A 15,343-nucleotide genomic window follows, 5' to 3' on the forward strand; every position below is an offset into this window, starting at 1 on the left:
CCTCAGCGCCAGCCAAGCGCCGGTGCGACATGCTTCAGGATGCCTTCGATGACATGTGCGTTGTAATCGACGCCCAATTGGTTCGGCACTGTCAGAAGCAGGGTGTCGGCCTCGGCGATGCCTTCGTCGCCACGCAGCTCTTCGATGAGCCTTTCCGGTTCGCCCGTATAGCCGCGACCGAAGATCGAGCGGGTCTGGTCGATCATGCCGACTTGATCGCTTTCCTTGCCGCCACGTCCGAAATACATCCGGTCGCGGTCGTCGATCAGCGGGAAGATCGAGCGGCTGACCGATACGCGAGGCGCGCGTTCATGGCCGATCTCGGCCCAGGTCTCGCGATAGGTGCGGATCTGCTCGGCCTGCTGGACATGGAAGGGCTTGCCATTCTCGTCATCCTTGAGTGTCGAGCTTTGCAGGTTCATCCCAAGCGTCGCCGCCCATTTCGCCGTTGCGTTCGACCCCGCACCCCACCAGATCCGCTCGCGCAGGCCCGGTGAATGGGGTTCGATGCGCAGAGGGCCCGGCGGGTTCGGAAACATCGGGCGGGGATTGGGCTTGGCAAATCCATGCCCCTGGATGACATTCAGGAAGACCTCGGCATGGCGGCGGGCCATGTCGGCATCGCTTTCTCCTTCGGCCGGCTGATAGCCGAAATATCTCCAGCCATCGATCACCTGTTCGGGCGATCCGCGGCTGATCCCCAGTTGCAGGCGACCCTGCGAGATGAGATCGGCCGCCCCCGCATCCTCGGCCATGTAAAGCGGGTTTTCATAGCGCATGTCGATGACGGCGGTGCCGATCTCGATCGTCTTCGTGCGCGCGCCGACAGCCGCGAGCAACGGAAAGGGTGATCCGAGCTGGCGGGCGAAGTGATGCACGCGGAAATAGGCGCCATCCGCCCCGAGTTCCTCGGCGGCGACAGCCAGGTCGATCGATTGCAGCAGGACGTCCTGGGCGCTGCGCGCGTGTGAGCCCGGCTCGGGCGACCAATGGCCAAAGGACAGAAATCCGATTTTCTTCATGTTCATCCTAGCAGTGCAGGCGCGGCAGCCTTGCGCCACGGAGGTTCCTTGAGTTCCGCCGCGACATGGTCGATGAAGCGGCGCAGCTTGGCGGGTATTGGATTGACAGGCGGCCAGACGGCGACGATGGGCATGCGCCGGGTCGGTTGGCCGGACAGGATGCGTTCCAGCCGCCCGTCGGCGAGCGCGGGTGCCACGATGAAGCCGGGCAGCATCGCCAGCCCCAACCCCGCGATCGCCAGGTCGCGGATGGCTTCTCCGTTGTTCACCGTGATCCTGCCCTCGACCAGCGGAGAGACATAGCGTTCGCGGTCCTGGAACTGCCAAAGCTGGCTGTTCGGCTGATGGCTGTAGCCGATTACCTGATGGTCGCGCAGGTCAGCCAGGCTTTCGGGGCGACCATGGGCGTCCAGATAGATGGGGCTCGCACAGGCGACGCTTTCATCCTCGCAAAGCTTGCGCTGCATCAAGGCGTTGTCGCGCAGCTTGCCGATCCGGATCGCGATGTCGAAACCCTCGCGCGCGAGGTCACGGGTGCGATCGTCGTAATCCACGCTGATGGAAAGCTCGGGATTCTGCGCCGCGAAGCGGGCGATGATCGGGCCTAGGTGCAGGATGCCGAAGCTCATCGGTGCCGAGATCGAAAGGCTGCCGCGCAGCGGGGCAACGCCGTCCATGTCCCATGCGGTGCTTTCGGCCGCCGCGACGAGTTCGTTCAGGGCGGGCCGCAGGCGTTCGGCCAGTCGCAAGGCTGCTTCGGTCGGGGCTATGCGTCCTGCACTGCGTCGGAAAAGTGCGGCCCCCAGCGTGGCTTCAAGATCGGTGATGCGCTTGCTGATGACGGATTTCGACAGGTTCATGCGTGCTGCGGCGGCCGTGACGGTGCCCAGTTCCAAGACCGCCAGAAAGGTTTCCAGATCGTCGAGATCATACCGCATGCGAGGGAAGATAGGCGAGGAATGCCGATCGTCCAAGGCCATGTCGTTCGCTTCTGTCGAACACGAGGTTCGCGCAGGGTGCTGTGGCCGAAATCCGGGGCCGCGCCGATATTGTCCGCAAGCGAAAGGAGACCCGTCATGGAACTCACCGGAATACACCATCTTACCGCGATCACCGCCCAGGCCCGCGAGAACAAGCGCTTCTATACCGAGACGCTGGGGATGCGGCTGGTCAAGAAGACCGTGAACCAGGACGATACCAGCGCGTATCACCTGTTCTATGCCGACGGGTTGGCCCAGCCCGGTACGGACCTGACCTTCTTCGACTGGCCGGCCGCGCGAGAACGCCGCGGCACCCATTCGATCAGTCGGACGGGTCTGCGGATCGGCAAGGACAGCTTCGATTATTGGGCCTCGCGGCTGGGGGAACAGGGTCTTGTCACGGGCGCCCTCGGGACGCTCGATGGACGCACCAGTCTCGATTTCGAGGACCCGGAAGGCCAGCGTTTTCGCCTGACCGAGGATGTTGCCGGCAACACGGCCAGTATCTGGGAAAAAAGCCCGGTCCCGGCGCGGCACCAGATCCACGGCCTTGGCCCGATCACCATTTCCGTGCCTGATCTCGCCCCGACCGAGATCGTGCTGACCCATGTTTTGAACATGCGCAAGGTGCGCGACTATGCCAGCCCGGACGGGCAGGGCAGCGTCCATGTCTTCGAGATGGGCGCGGGGGGGCCTTCTGCGGAATTGCATGTGGCGGTTCAGCCCGATCTTCCTGTCGCCCGTCAGGGTGCGGGCGCGGTGCATCACGTGGCCTTCCGCGTGCCGGACAAGCCCGCGATTCACGAATGGGCCAAAAGGCTGAACGAATTGCGCATCCCCAGCTCCGGCGAGGTCGAGCGCTACTACTTCCGCTCGCTCTATTTCCGGGAGCCGGGTGGCAACCTGTTCGAACTTGCCTCGGACGATCCGGGATTCGCCGTCGATGAGCCTATCGAGGCGCTGGGTGAACGGCTGTCCTTGCCGCCATTCCTCGAGCCGCGCCGGGCCCAGATTGAAGCGGACCTGAAGCCGCTCGACTAGGCCATGCGGTGCAAGAGCCGTGACAGGGCCGCCGGACATCCGGCGGCCTTTTCATTCTGCAGCCTCGCCCGACAGCGGAAAATGCAGATCCTCGATCTCCCTCGCGACAAGCTCCTGCAGGCGCCAGAGATTGCGGTCGTGAATGCCGAATTCCTTCAGGTGGAGAACGGTGTTGAACAGGTATTCCGCGCAGGACCCCGCTGGACCGCAGGCCCGCGCGAGGACATGCGCCACCTCGTCCAGGGGCAGCCGGCTCAGGATTCGTTCTCCGGTCGGTCCAGCCCAGAAGACGAGGGCGGGCATTCTGCCTTGCGTTGTATGGACGCGGATCCAGCGCACCATACCGATATTGTCGCGAAAGCGGATCTCGCGGCGGACCATTCGCCGGATCTGGTCCAGACGGTCATCGTCGCGCACGCGGTAGACCACCCCGTCACAGCGCCCGCCACGCTCAAGCGCCATCATCAGCCCGAATTGCTGCGGCGAACCGCGCCAGCGATTCATTCGAAGGCAGAAGGAACGGTGCCAGCCATAGGCGCTGGCCCGCAGGTGGCCGATCGCGTCGAAATCGGGCTTCCAGATCAGAGATCCATAGGCGAAAACCCATAAAGGCCCATCACCGGATTCCTTTGCCAGTCTCTGGGCGAGTTGATCTATCTCGTCATCGCTCAAAAGCGTCCAGCCCGGTTCCGGTCCATGGTCGGGCTCGGGCCGCAGGGTCAAGGCGACATGGTCGGGGGTCAGGACCATCTGCCGAAGTACCCTGACGCCATCGCTCTCGACTTCGTGCATCGCATTCTCCGCCTGGTCATCCCCCCGGCCCGAGGAAAACGGGTTTGGCCTGACCGCGCAAGCCTGAACGCGGCCCTTTGGGGCGCCTGCCGCGCTGCGCATCGGAATTGGTCAGCTTCCCTGCAGCGTCGTCACATGGCTCAGCATTGTGGGAACGGTTCCTGCGATCACTTTCATTTGTCATTTCCCGTCGCGTTCAGGCAGGGTCTCATCGAAGCTTCGAGTGGTCGCTTGATTCGAAACGGCAATTTCCGGGATGGTTGCTTTCTGCCCGTCGTTTTCAAGGCAGCGATCGAAAACCGCCTGCCTGTGTCGATCCTTGCCCTTTTCGGCATGATGTCATCAGCCTTGGCAGGTCGGGTTTCCATGCCCTGCGCAGTTACAGCAACCATGCCGAAGGGACTGCCCGATGACCGCAGTCGAGGAAATATTGGCCAATCTTCCACAATTGGCGACAATCACTTTGCTGATCGTGTTCGCCCTGATCGTCCTGCAGGAGGCGGTGAACGGATTTCACGACGCCGCGAATGCCGTGGCGACGGTCATCTACTCGAACTCCATGAAGCCCGCGCTTGCGATCGCGCTATCGGCGCTGATGAACTTTCTGGGCGTGGTTCTGGGTGGAACCGCGGTTGCCTTCGCCATTGTCTTCATGCTTCCAAAGGGCATGATCGCAGGGATCGATACCGCGCATGATGCGTCGCTCATGCTTGCGCTGATCGGGACGGCAGTGCTCTGGAACCTCGCGACATGGTGGTATGGCATCCCGAACTCGACAACGCATACTTATATAGGTGCGGTGATGGGCGTTTCGATGGCGCATGCGCTTCTGGTGGGAGAGCCCATCGCCCAGCAGATCAACATGCATGAAGGCCGCAAGGTCCTTTTCACGCTGATGATTTCGCCGATCTTTGGCTTTGTCCTGGCCTGGGCGCTTTACAGGCTGGTGCGGTGCTGCTTTCACAGGCCGGAAATTTACGAACCTCATGCCGCAGGTGTCCGACCGCCCCTGGGCATCCGGGCAAGCCTGATCGCCGGAGCAGCCGGAGTGTCCTTTCTCCATGGCTCGAATGACGGGCAGAAATCGATCGGCCTGATGCTGATGGCGCTGATGGGATTGGCGCCGGGCGTGTTCGCCATCGACCCCGTAAAAGACCCCGCGAGCTATCGACGCACGATCGAGGTCATTCAAGAGATGCGGGATGTCGTCGACGCCCATCTCAACGACCCCGCGGTTCCGCGGGCCCAACTGTACGTTGAGGAACTGAGACATGTTCGGCAGGTGGCGGATCATGATTTCGAGCAGCGGCCGGTTTCGCCCGAGGAACGGATACGGTTCCGTACCGAGATTCTGGATCTGCACCAGTCACTGGGCAAGGCGTTGGACAACCCCGATCTGCGTGATGTCGTGACCCGCGATGAACTGGACAAGCTGGATGATGCCTATGATGCCATGACAAGGCTGATCCAGCATGTGCCCTATTGGGTGATCCTGCTGTCGGCTGTGGCACTTGGGGTGGGCACGATGGTCGGCTACAAGCGGATCGTCCTGACCCTCGGCGAAAAGATGGGCGACAGGCCCATGAGCCCCGCCCAAGGCCTCGCCGCTCAGGCTGCGGCAATGGTTTCGATCGGGGCGGCGGATTTCGGGGGCGTGCCGGTTTCGACGACCCATGTGCTGACATCCGGGGTGGCGGGAGCGGTGAAATCCTCTGGTGACCGAATGCAGATGAACACCATTTCACGCATTCTGATCGCTTGGGTAACGACGCTGCCAGGCACCGTCATCCTGTCCTTTGCGGCGGCGCTGGTGCTGCACGTCATGATGGTCTGAGGCTAAGACTCCCTGTGCATCCCTAAGACATTCCCTGCCTTCCCGGCTCAGATCCGATGCGAGGGAGGCAGCCGCCCCGCCCCAGGGCAAGAACGGGGGGTTGCCCTTGGTATGGATCTCGTCGAGGCCGAGTTGTTTAGCCGGGCGCCCGCCTGCTCCCATCTCCAGACCGATCTTGCCCCCTAAAGCCGGTGTCTGCGCGGGTCGTGGTCCGAGGGGCCACCATCTTCGGGACCTTCGGCGGGGTCATGGACTAGCGGGTCATCGCGCAGGTCCGGGGGAGGTGCGGAAGGATGATCGCCCGCAAGCGGGTCTTTCGGCGCGGGGTGGAACGGTCGCTTTGGGCCGTCATGGCCCGGTCGGAAGCCCTGCGCGCGTGTTCTACTCCGCGATTTCCCGGAGGATGAATTCCGCTCGAGAATGTCGCGCACCAAATCCGCGGCATCACCGAATTCACGCACGATCTCGCTGGACTGGGCTGCCACTGCGCGAAAGCCGGCGACCGCCGAGGTGACCGTGCGCATGACATTGTCGACGCTGTGGGTCAGGGTCGCGGTATTCGCCTCGATTTCATCCATCAGGCTGGCGCGGGGCCGTTTGCGTCCCGGCCGGGATGTGCTCTTTTGCGACGTGGGTTCAGGCTCGGCCGGCTCGGACAGATGCATCCGCGGAGTGGGGGCATCATCGGGCCGATAAGGCCATTGCGGGCGGCGCTTGGCCCGACCGTCGCCGCCAAGCATGTCCGACAATTGCCGCGCAGCCAGCACCGTGCCGGCCGTCAACGCCGCAGCGGCGATGCCGGTACCGCCCAAGACCATCCATTTCGCCAGTCGAGAGGGTCGGGGATAGGCGCGACTTCCGTCGGGCGAAACCTCCCCATGCGGCGGAATGCGGCGCGATTCCAGACGATCGCGGGCAGGGCGATGCCCCTTGGGAACCGGGCGCGGACCAAAGCGGGTCTCACTGGTCACATCGGCATCGGTAAGGTTCGCTTCGCCGCGTTCAGGGTCGTCGAAGGGCTGCTGGTGGCTGCTCATTGCCTGATCCTCTTGCGATTCTCGCTGTCGCAAGCTCAACACCAGAGCCGGTGGAATGTTCCGCCATGCGCGACGTGCCGGGTCACGGATAGGCCAAGGCATGAAAAAACGCGCCGGTTTGCGGCGCGTCTTTCCTGGTTTACAGCGAAGAAGGCTGCGATCAGTTCGCAGCTTCGTCTTCGTCGCGGCCGGCCGAGCCGATATCGTCGAACAGTTCGGCGATCTCGAAATCGGCAGCGGCGTCTTCTTCCGCGGCCAGTTCCTGGATCGACTTGCCCGAGGCCTGAAGCAGAGCTTCTTCGGTCGAACGGGCAACGTTCAGCGTGATGGTGGCGTCCACTTCCGGGTGCAGGTGCACGCGAACTTCGTGCAGGCCCAGATACTTGATCGGCGCGGTCAGGACGACCTGACGACGTTCGACCGAGAAGCCTTCGGCATTGGCGACGTCGGCGGCGTCACGCGGGGTGACCGAACCGTAAAGCGCACCGGCGTCCGAAGCCGAGCGGATCACGACGAAGGTCTGACCGTCGAGTTTCTCGGCAGCGGCTTGCGCTTCTGCACGGCTCTCGTCGTTGCGGACAGCCAGTTCAGCTTTCTGGGCTTCGAATGCCTTGATGTTGGCGTCCGAGGCGCGCAGCGCCTTGCCTTGCGGCAAAAGGAAGTTGCGTGCAAAGCCGTCTTTGACTTTGACGACTTCGCCCATCTGACCAAGCTTGGCCACACGTTCCAGCAGGATGACTTGCATTGTCGTCTCTCCTTACTTCACGGCGTAGGGCAGCAGGGCGAGGAAGCGGGCGCGCTTGATGGCGCGGGCCAGTTCACGCTGCTTCTTCGCCGAGACGGCGGTGATGCGCGAGGGCACGATCTTGCCGCGTTCCGAGATGTAACGCTGCAGAAGACGCGTGTCCTTGTAGTCGATCGCAGGAGCGTTGTCGCCCGAGAAAGGGCAGACTTTCCGGCGGCGGAAGAAGGGTTTGTTTGCCATTGTTCTGGTTCCTTCCCTTAGTTCCGGTCGTCGCGGTCACGACGCTCGCGGCGTTCGCCACGGTCGCCACGATCACCACGCTCGCCGCGCTCTTCGCGCTTCTGCATCTGGACCGACGGGCCTTCCTTGTGCTCGTCGACGCGGACGGTCAGCACGCGCATGACATCGTCATGCAGGCGGGCAAGGCGTTCCATTTCCTGAACGGCCGCCGAAGGGGCGTCCGAACGCAGGAAGGCATAGTGGCCCTTGCGGTTCTTGTTGATCTTGTAGGCGAGGGTGCGGACACCCCAGTATTCGTTTTCGACGACCTTGCCACCGTTATCGGCAAGAACGGTCGAGAAATGTTCGATCAGCCCTTCGGCCTGCGTGTTCGACAGGTCTTGGCGGGCGATCAGCACATGCTCGTAAAGCGGCATGACTGCTACCTTTGTTTCAGGGCGCATTTCAACGGCGGAACATCACCCTCCGCGCCCCGCCACGAGAGGCTGCGCCGGTTTCGCTGATGCGGAAGGATGCGGCCTTATAGCGGGGAGCCGGGGGATTGCAAGGCAAAACCGGCCCGCGAGACAAGAAACGGCGGCAAAGTCGCCGGGTCGGCGAAACTGTTTCGACGCCGCGTGCCAACACAAAATTGTCAGGCCGTTGTGTGGAAACCTTTGTTGCGATTGACACATTTCCTAGCCAAATACCAATCGCGACAAGTTCAATCAGGAGTCCCGCATGAAATCCTTCGTCTCCCCGGTCATCGCTTTTTCGCTGCTTTCCGCTGGTGCCGCTCTGGCCGAGCCGGTCGTCTATGACTTCGACCCATCGCACAGCCAGGTCGTCTTTGAGTACAGCCATATGGGCTTTTCGACCAGCACCGGCATCATCAATGGCGTGACCGGCACGCTGCAGCTTGACGCCGAGAACCCCGAGAACTCGACCGTCGAGGCGACGATTCCGCTTTCGGGTCTGCATACCGTCTCGCCCGACCTTGACCAGCACATCTTCGGTGCAGATTTCTTCAACGCCGATCGGGGCGAAGCTGTCGCCACCTTCAAATCGACGAAGGTCGAGCCGAATGGCGACAAGGAAGCCAAGGTGACCGGCGATTTCACCGTGAACGGGGTAACCAAGCCGGTGGTGCTTGATGTCGACCTGAACCAGATTGCGGCGCACCCGATGACCGGCAAGGAAGCTGCCGGGTTTGACGCCGAAACCGTGCTGAAACGTTCGGATTTCAATATGGGCAAGTTCGCCCCTGCAGTTTCGGACGATGTTGCGATCGCCATCACTGTCGAAGCGATCAAGGCCGAGTAATTCGGCTTCGAACATGGAATGGCCTCTCGCGGGGCCATCCCGTCGCTCAGATAACTGGGCCGCGTGCGCCCTATGCGGCTTGCGGCAGCCGGTTACACGGGATAACTCCGCGACATGCTGCCCCAGGACAGACTTTCCCAGATTGTTCAGCGCTTCGAGTTTCTCGAGGCAAAGCTCAATGCCGGCCCATCCGCCGACGAGATCGCGCGGATCAGCCGTGAATACGCCGACCTGAAGCCGGTCGTCGCCCAGATCGCCGAGTGGCGCGCCGCCGACGATGGCATTCGCGAAGCGCAGGCAATGCTGGCCGATCCCGAGATGCGCGAGCTGGCCGAGGACGAACTGGCGCGCCTTCGCGGTGAATTGCCCGCGCTTGAGCATCAACTGCGCATTGCGCTTTTGCCCAAGGATGCCGCCGATGCGAGGCCAGCGATTCTCGAGATCCGGCCCGGAACCGGGGGTGATGAGGCCGCCTTGTTCGCAGGTGATCTCCTGAACATGTATCGACGCTTTGCCGAATCGCGTGGCTGGAATTTCCAACTGCTCGAGCTGTCCGAATCCGAGCTTGGTGGCGTACGCGAGGCCGTCGCCCGGATCGAGGGCGAGGGGGTCTTTGCCCGGCTGAAATACGAATCCGGCGTGCACCGCGTTCAGCGCGTCCCCGAGACGGAATCCGGAGGGCGCATCCATACCAGCGCCGCGACCGTGGCCGTGCTGCCCGAGGCCGAGGATGTCGATATCGACATTCCTGCCAACGACATCCGCATCGACACCATGCGGGCAAGCGGGGCGGGCGGACAGCACGTCAACACGACAGACTCGGCGGTGCGCATCACGCACCTGCCGACCGGTATCGTCGTGACCAGCAGCGAAAAATCTCAGCACCAGAACCGCGCCAATGCCATGGCCGTTCTGCGCGCGCGGCTTTATGATATGGAACGCATGCGCGCTGATGCCGAACGTGCCGCCGACCGCCGCAGCCAGGTCGGTTCGGGAGATCGTTCGGAACGCATCCGCACCTATAATTTCCCGCAAGGCCGCATGACCGATCATCGCATCGGGCTGACGCTTTACGCGCTCGACCGCATCATCGGCGGGGATCTGGCGGAAATCACCGATGCCTTGATCGCGCATGATCAGGCGGCGCGTCTGGCTGCCGAACTGGGATGAGCGTGACCGGGCGGCAGCTTTGTGCCGAAGCCGAGGAACGTTTGCGCGCGGCCGGAATCGACGCCCCAGCAGGCGATGCACAGGTCCTGTTCCTGCACGCGCTAAGCCAAAGCCTGGATCGCCCCGTTCCACGCCATGCCCTGCGCGAGCATCTTGCCGCGGCTGTTCCGACAGGTCTGGAAGCGATCTACGAGCCCATGATCGCGGCACGCGCGGCGCGCCAGCCGGTCAGCCAGATCACCGGAAGACGGGCATTCTGGAAGCATGATTTCCGCGTGACGCCCGACACGCTTGATCCGCGTCCCGAAACCGAGCTGCTGGTCGAACTGGCCCTGACCGAGCACTTTGATTCCGTGCTCGATCTGGGACTCGGCACCGGCGCGATCCTGATATCGCTGCTGGCCGAGCGTCCACAGGCCCGCGGCATGGGGGTCGATCTGTCCGCAGCAGCCCTTGATGTTGCAAGGGGCAATGCCCAGATCATCGGGGTGAAGGCTGAGTTCGCGGTTTCAGACTGGTTCTCGTCGGTTTCACGGAAATTCGACCTGATCGTCTCGAACCCGCCCTATATCGCTTTGAACGAAATGCCCAAACTTGCGCCCGAAGTGCGCGATTGGGAGCCGCGCATGGCGCTGACCGATGACGGCGATGGGCTGACAGCCTACCGGGCACTCTGCGCCGGGGCGCCGGCTCATCTTACCCCCTCTGGCAGGCTGATGGTCGAAATCGGACCAAGCCAAGGCGAAGCGGTTGCAGAACTGATGCGTGCGGCAGGACTTGTCGAGGTGACTGTTCGTCAGGATCTTGACGGACGCGACCGGGTCGTCTGGGGGCGCAAACCTGCATCTCGGAGCGCCTAATTGCCGAAAAGCCAGAGAAAGGCCAAATTTCTGCTTGTCAGCGCCGTTGTGGGATGCTTAGTGACAGATGTGACGGGGGCGTTGCCGCCCACGCACGGGTCAGTAACTCAGCCTCAAACTGATGACGCAGGAATCCGGGCCCCGGGCCGCTCCTGAACTGGCACCCGCTGCAAGATATGACCCTAACCTGTGCCGGCCAGGGCCGGACCACGAATTGACAACAAGCTGATGAGATCATCCAAATCCCGTTCGCGTAACAAGTCGAACCGCCAGCGCTCGCTGGGGAATGTCGTGAACCGCGTCTTCGATTCCTCGGGTCCCGAGGGCAAGGTACGCGGTACGCCGCAGCAGATCATCGAAAAATATCTGACGCTTGCGCGCGACGCTCAACTTTCCAACGATCGCGTTGCCGAGCAGAGCTTCCTGCAGCACGCCGAGCATTACACTCGGATGCTGGGCGAAGCGCAGCGCGAGCAGGCCGAACGCCAGCAGCACCAGAACGGCGCTTCGCGCGATGAAGATCGCGAAGATGCCGGGCAGGGCGACAGCGGGCAGCCTCAGAACGGCAACGGCCATCACAATGGCCAAAGCCACCGCGCCGACCGCAATGACGATCGCGGCGACAACCGGCGGGATGACTACCGTCGCGACAATCGCCGGGATGATCGCCGCGACGACCGTCGTGATGATCGTCGTGACGATCGCCAGCCTGCCGCTCAGCGCAGCGAAGCCGAGGAAAAGGGATTGCCTCCTGCGATTTCGTCCGAAGAACTCGCAGGGCCTGTCGACACCCCCGAGACCTCGCCTGCCCCGGAACCCGTGAAAGCGCCGGTTCAGGAGCAGGATGAAGCCCCGGTCAAGGCAAAGCCGAGCAAGCAGAAGGCCGTCGAACAACCGACCGCCGAATCTGCAGCCGAGGCGACAGCCGAGACGCCTGAGGCCGAGACGCCCGCTACTGCAGAAGAAGCGCCGGCCGCCGCGCCGCGTCGTCGCACTCGCAGCACCTCGGGCACCAGCACGCGGTCGCGCCGCAAGCCGTCGGCCGATGCAGAAGCTGCTCCTGCTACCGAAAAGGCCTCGGGCGAATAAGCCCGGGCCGACCGGTTCAGCGCGGCGCGGCTGCCAGACCCCGCGCCAGCGCGCAGAACTGTTCAAGGCCGATTTCCTCGGCCCGCGCCGTGGGCGCAATTCCCGCCTCCAGCAGAAGATCCTCCATCGCCGGGTGCAAACCCTTGAGCGAGGCGCGCAGCATCTTGCGGCGCTGGTTGAATCCTGCCGCGACAACACGGTTCAGCACGGCGGGATCGGCCGGATAGCGCGGCTCGGGCAGGGCGGTCAGATGCACCACCGCCGAATGAATCTTGGGCGCGGGCACGAAGGCCTCGGGCGGCAGTGTCATCACGATTTTCGCGTCCGAGCGCCATTGCGCCAGCACCGCCAGCCGCCCGTAAGCCTTGCCCCCGGGTTTCGCCACGATCCGCTCGGCCACTTCCTTCTGGAACATCAGCGTCAGCGACTGCCAGAAGGGCGGCCATTCCTTCGGCGTCAGCCAGCGGACCAGCAGTTCCGTGCCGACATTATAGGGCAGATTCGCGACGATCCGGATCGGCGGCGTCAGATGCGCCAAGGGATCGATTTCCAGCGCGTCGCCATTGATCACGTTCAGACGCCCCGGATAGAAATCCGAGATTTCGGCCAGTGCGGCCATCGCGCGAGCGTCCTTCTCGATCGCGAGTACAAGGCGCGCCCCTTCGGCCAGCAAGCCGCGGGTCAATCCGCCGGGGCCGGGTCCGACCTCGATCACGTCGCAGCCGGTCAGGTCGCCCGCCGCCCGCGCGATCTTGGCGGTCAGGTTCAGGTCCAAAAGGAAGTTCTGCCCAAGCTGCTTCTTGGCCTGCAGGTCGTGGCGCGCGATCACCTCGCGCAGGGGGGGCAATCCGTCGATCGCGCTCATCTTCTCTCCGCCATGTCATGGGCCATGCGCAGGGCGGCAATGACACTGTCCGCGTCCGCCACGCCCTTGCCTGCAATATCGAATGCCGTGCCGTGATCGGGCGAGGTGCGCACGAAAGGCAGGCCAAGGGTCACGTTCACGCCACCAGCGAAATCCAGCGTCTTGATCGGGATCAGCGCCTGGTCGTGATAGGCGCAGATCGCCGCATCATAGCGTGATCGCGCGGGGGCATGGAACATCGTGTCGGCCGGCAGGGGGCCGGAAAGATCGAAGCCCTCGTCCCGCAAACCTGCGAGCAGCGGACCGATCCAGTCGGTTTCCTCATGTCCCATCACGCCATTCTCGCCTGCATGCGGGTTGATCCCGGCAACCGCGAGGCGAGGAGAGGCCAGTCCGAAATCGCGGCGCATCGCGGCATCGGTAATGCGGACGGCCTGGTCCATCGCTTGCGGCGTCAACGAGCGGGGCACCTCGCTCAGCGGAATGTGGATGGTGACGGGAACGACGCGGCATGGGGGATCGACAGTGGTCGATGCCAGCATCATCACCACTGGCACGTCTCCCGCGAGATGGGCGAGGAATTCGGTATGGCCCGGAAAGGCAAAGCCCGCGCCGCGCTTCAGCGCCTCCTTGTTGATCGGCAGCGTGCAGATGCCACTGGCCTCGCCCGACATGGCGAGCCGGACGGCGCGCGCGATCACCTCGATGACGGCCGCCGCATTGGCCGGATCGGGCTGGCCGGGTATGGCCGGGGCCGGAAAATCATGGCGCAACACTGCCAGCGCATCATCGGGCAATGGGTCGGAAAGCGTTGTGATCTCGGCCCAGGGCGTGCCTTCCGGCAGGTGGCGGGGATCGCCCATGAACACGAAGGGCACGCCCGAAGCTCGCGCCTTTGGCGCAAGTTCGGGTCCGATGCCGGCAGGTTCGCCGCAGGTCAAAAGAATGGGGCGGCGGAGGCTCATCTTGATCTTCGTCCAGTTTGCCAAAATGGTGTCAATGACTTCGCCGCCGGTTCGACGACCGGCGGCTCATCTCGTTCCGTCAGGTCAAGCCACGGTTCAGGGGTAGCGGATGACCGCGTTCGCGCGCAACTCGGCCAGCTGGCTTTCGGCCGCTTCGGAAACCTTGCGGTTATAGATCTGGTTCCGGACATCTTCCCGTTGAGGCAGTGCGTCGCCGGATGCGGTCGGCTCTTCTCCCGGACTGGTCGCAACGGGGGCTTCGGGTTCGTTGGCCAGCAGCGCAGGGCTGCGCTTGCACAGCATCAGAAGCTCGACCGCGCCACCGTAATTGATGATCGTCGATTCATTGTCGTCAAGCACAGCCAGCCTCACGGCCTCGCCGCTGGGGATCTGTCCCTGTGTCAGCGTCTGGTGCTGAAGTTGCTCTGCGGGCAGGTTGCGCGCCTGGACGTATAGATCTTCGCAGGTGGTCGCCAGGGCGGCGATACGGGCTGCCTCCTCTGCCGAGGCGACGCGCAGCTTGAGATAGTCAAGCACCTGCTCGGTCGCGCCGGGGCGCAGGGTGCCTCGGGTTTCGCGCAGGAAGAACAGAACGATCGCGCCCTGAACCTCGAGCGGCTGGCTGACCTGTCCAGGCTGCATGTTCTGGACGATCGGGCGAAGGCTGGGTGGAAGGTTCGCCAGCGGCATCATGGGCAGCCGGCCGCCGTTTTCGCCTGACGGGGTCGCCGAATACTGCCGCGCGAAGGCCGCGAATTGCGCTTCGCTGGTTGATTGCTGCACGATGCGATCGGCCAGTTCACGCGCCTGCGCCTCTTGCCCTTCAGGCGCGGGAATAATCAGCTCGGACATTGCGACATGAGTGATTTCGGGCGTTTCGATGATATTCTTCATCTGCTGCTCGACCTCGGCATCGCCGACGCGAACCAGCGGAGAGACCCGGGCGCGCACATATTCGCGCCAAAGTATGCCCGAGACGATGAAATCCTCGACCGTCTGCCGGTCGACGCCGTTCTGGCCCAGAAGTCTCACGAATTCATCGACCCCGAGACCGCCTCGGCTGGCGAATTCCTCGATGCCTACCTGGATCTGCTCGTCGTCGACGGTGATCCCCGCCTGCTTGGCGGCAAAGTTGCGAAGACGATCGTCGATAAGGGCCTTTTCGGCGCTTTCGCGATCGGCATTCGGCGCCCGCAGGATCTGCATGAAGCGGACGCGCTGATCCACCTCGTAGCGGGTCACGGCCGAATCGTTGACATAGGCCACTGGCTGGAACGGGTTGCCGGCCGATTGGGCCATGGCCGGATGGGCAACCAGGTCCGGCACGATTCCCGTCCCGGTCAGCAATGCGGCCATCGCCGCCCCCAGAAGAATTTGCCGCATCAGTTCCCTCGCCGCATC

General features: G+C 63.3%; 16 protein-coding genes. 6 read left to right on the plus strand and 10 right to left on the minus strand.

The features are described 5' to 3' along the window. Positions 1-2: 2 nt before the first annotated feature. Positions 3-1,022, minus strand: coding sequence for an LLM class flavin-dependent oxidoreductase (locus RGQ15_RS09210; protein WP_311159912.1), 1,020 nt, complete (start codon positions 1,020-1,022; stop codon positions 3-5). A gap of 2 nt (positions 1,023-1,024) precedes the next feature. Then, complete coding sequence (locus RGQ15_RS09215; RefSeq protein WP_311159913.1) at positions 1,025-2,002, minus strand: LysR family transcriptional regulator; 978 nt, start codon at positions 2,000-2,002, stop codon at positions 1,025-1,027. A gap of 96 nt (positions 2,003-2,098) precedes the next feature. Between RGQ15_RS09215 and RGQ15_RS09220 the strand changes: the two genes are divergently transcribed. Next, the gene (locus RGQ15_RS09220) at positions 2,099-3,043 is read left to right on the plus strand and encodes a ring-cleaving dioxygenase (protein WP_311159914.1); all 945 of its coding nucleotides are present in this window, start codon (positions 2,099-2,101) and stop codon (positions 3,041-3,043) included. A gap of 51 nt (positions 3,044-3,094) precedes the next feature. Here the strand turns inward: RGQ15_RS09220 and RGQ15_RS09225 are convergent, their stop codons facing one another. Then, positions 3,095-3,835 carry a gamma-glutamylcyclotransferase gene (locus RGQ15_RS09225; protein WP_311159915.1) on the minus strand — a complete coding sequence of 247 codons (741 nt, stop codon included), beginning with the start codon at positions 3,833-3,835 and terminating at the stop codon, positions 3,095-3,097. Between the two features lie 409 nt (positions 3,836-4,244). Here RGQ15_RS09225 and RGQ15_RS09230 point away from each other — a divergent pair, with 409 nt between their 5' ends. Next, on the plus strand, positions 4,245-5,669 hold the full coding sequence (locus RGQ15_RS09230) for an inorganic phosphate transporter (protein WP_311159916.1): 1,425 nt from the start codon (positions 4,245-4,247) through the stop codon (positions 5,667-5,669). A gap of 182 nt (positions 5,670-5,851) precedes the next feature. On the opposite strand, the gene RGQ15_RS09235 is transcribed toward RGQ15_RS09230, so the two are convergent. The 4 genes from RGQ15_RS09235 to rpsF all read right to left on the minus strand — a co-directional run bounded on the left by RGQ15_RS09235 (position 5,852) and on the right by rpsF (position 8,107). After that, positions 5,852-6,706 carry a hypothetical protein gene (locus RGQ15_RS09235; RefSeq protein ID WP_311159917.1) on the minus strand — a complete coding sequence of 285 codons (855 nt, stop codon included), beginning with the start codon at positions 6,704-6,706 and terminating at the stop codon, positions 5,852-5,854. Positions 6,707-6,866: 160 nt separating this feature from the next. Further along, positions 6,867-7,451 carry a 50S ribosomal protein L9 gene (gene rplI, locus RGQ15_RS09240; protein ID WP_311159918.1) on the minus strand — a complete coding sequence of 195 codons (585 nt, stop codon included), beginning with the start codon at positions 7,449-7,451 and terminating at the stop codon, positions 6,867-6,869. Positions 7,452-7,463: 12 nt separating this feature from the next. After that, complete coding sequence (rpsR, locus tag RGQ15_RS09245) at positions 7,464-7,691, minus strand: 30S ribosomal protein S18 (RefSeq protein WP_011747229.1); 228 nt, start codon at positions 7,689-7,691, stop codon at positions 7,464-7,466. 17 nt (positions 7,692-7,708) lie between these two features. Further along, positions 7,709-8,107 carry a 30S ribosomal protein S6 gene (rpsF, locus tag RGQ15_RS09250; RefSeq protein WP_311159919.1) on the minus strand — a complete coding sequence of 133 codons (399 nt, stop codon included), beginning with the start codon at positions 8,105-8,107 and terminating at the stop codon, positions 7,709-7,711. Between the two features lie 304 nt (positions 8,108-8,411). On the opposite strand from rpsF, the gene RGQ15_RS09255 reads away from it, so the two are divergent. The 4 genes from RGQ15_RS09255 (at position 8,412) to RGQ15_RS09270 (ending at position 12,112) form a co-directional block, all read left to right on the plus strand. Next, the gene (locus tag RGQ15_RS09255) at positions 8,412-8,993 is read left to right on the plus strand and encodes a YceI family protein (protein WP_311159920.1); all 582 of its coding nucleotides are present in this window, start codon (positions 8,412-8,414) and stop codon (positions 8,991-8,993) included. Between the two features lie 114 nt (positions 8,994-9,107). Then, positions 9,108-10,163, plus strand: coding sequence for a peptide chain release factor 1 (gene prfA, locus RGQ15_RS09260; protein ID WP_311159921.1), 1,056 nt, complete (start codon positions 9,108-9,110; stop codon positions 10,161-10,163). Beyond that, the gene (prmC, locus tag RGQ15_RS09265) at positions 10,160-11,023 is read left to right on the plus strand and encodes a peptide chain release factor N(5)-glutamine methyltransferase (RefSeq protein WP_311159922.1); all 864 of its coding nucleotides are present in this window, start codon (positions 10,160-10,162) and stop codon (positions 11,021-11,023) included. Before prfA ends, prmC begins: the two co-directional genes overlap by 4 nt. A gap of 228 nt (positions 11,024-11,251) precedes the next feature. After that, entirely contained in the window at positions 11,252-12,112 is an 861-nt protein-coding gene (locus RGQ15_RS09270) for a DUF4167 domain-containing protein (protein WP_311159923.1), read from the plus strand. A 16-nt stretch (positions 12,113-12,128) separates the two neighbouring features. Here RGQ15_RS09270 and rsmA read toward each other — a convergent pair whose 3' ends face one another. From rsmA to RGQ15_RS09285, 3 genes are all read right to left on the minus strand, one after another. Next, entirely contained in the window at positions 12,129-12,977 is an 849-nt protein-coding gene (rsmA, locus tag RGQ15_RS09275) for a 16S rRNA (adenine(1518)-N(6)/adenine(1519)-N(6))-dimethyltransferase RsmA (RefSeq protein WP_311159924.1), read from the minus strand. After that, a complete protein-coding gene (pdxA, locus tag RGQ15_RS09280) occupies positions 12,974-13,942 on the minus strand; it encodes a 4-hydroxythreonine-4-phosphate dehydrogenase PdxA (RefSeq protein WP_311159925.1) in 969 nt (322 codons plus the stop codon). Before pdxA ends, rsmA begins: the two co-directional genes overlap by 4 nt. 96 nt (positions 13,943-14,038) lie before the next feature. Then, positions 14,039-15,325 carry a peptidylprolyl isomerase gene (locus RGQ15_RS09285; protein WP_311159926.1) on the minus strand — a complete coding sequence of 429 codons (1,287 nt, stop codon included), beginning with the start codon at positions 15,323-15,325 and terminating at the stop codon, positions 14,039-14,041. Positions 15,326-15,343: the final 18 nt, after the last annotated feature.

The sequence above is a fragment of the Paracoccus sp. MBLB3053 genome (assembly GCF_031822435.1).
GTDB lineage: Bacteria > Pseudomonadota > Alphaproteobacteria > Rhodobacterales > Rhodobacteraceae > Paracoccus > Paracoccus aurantius.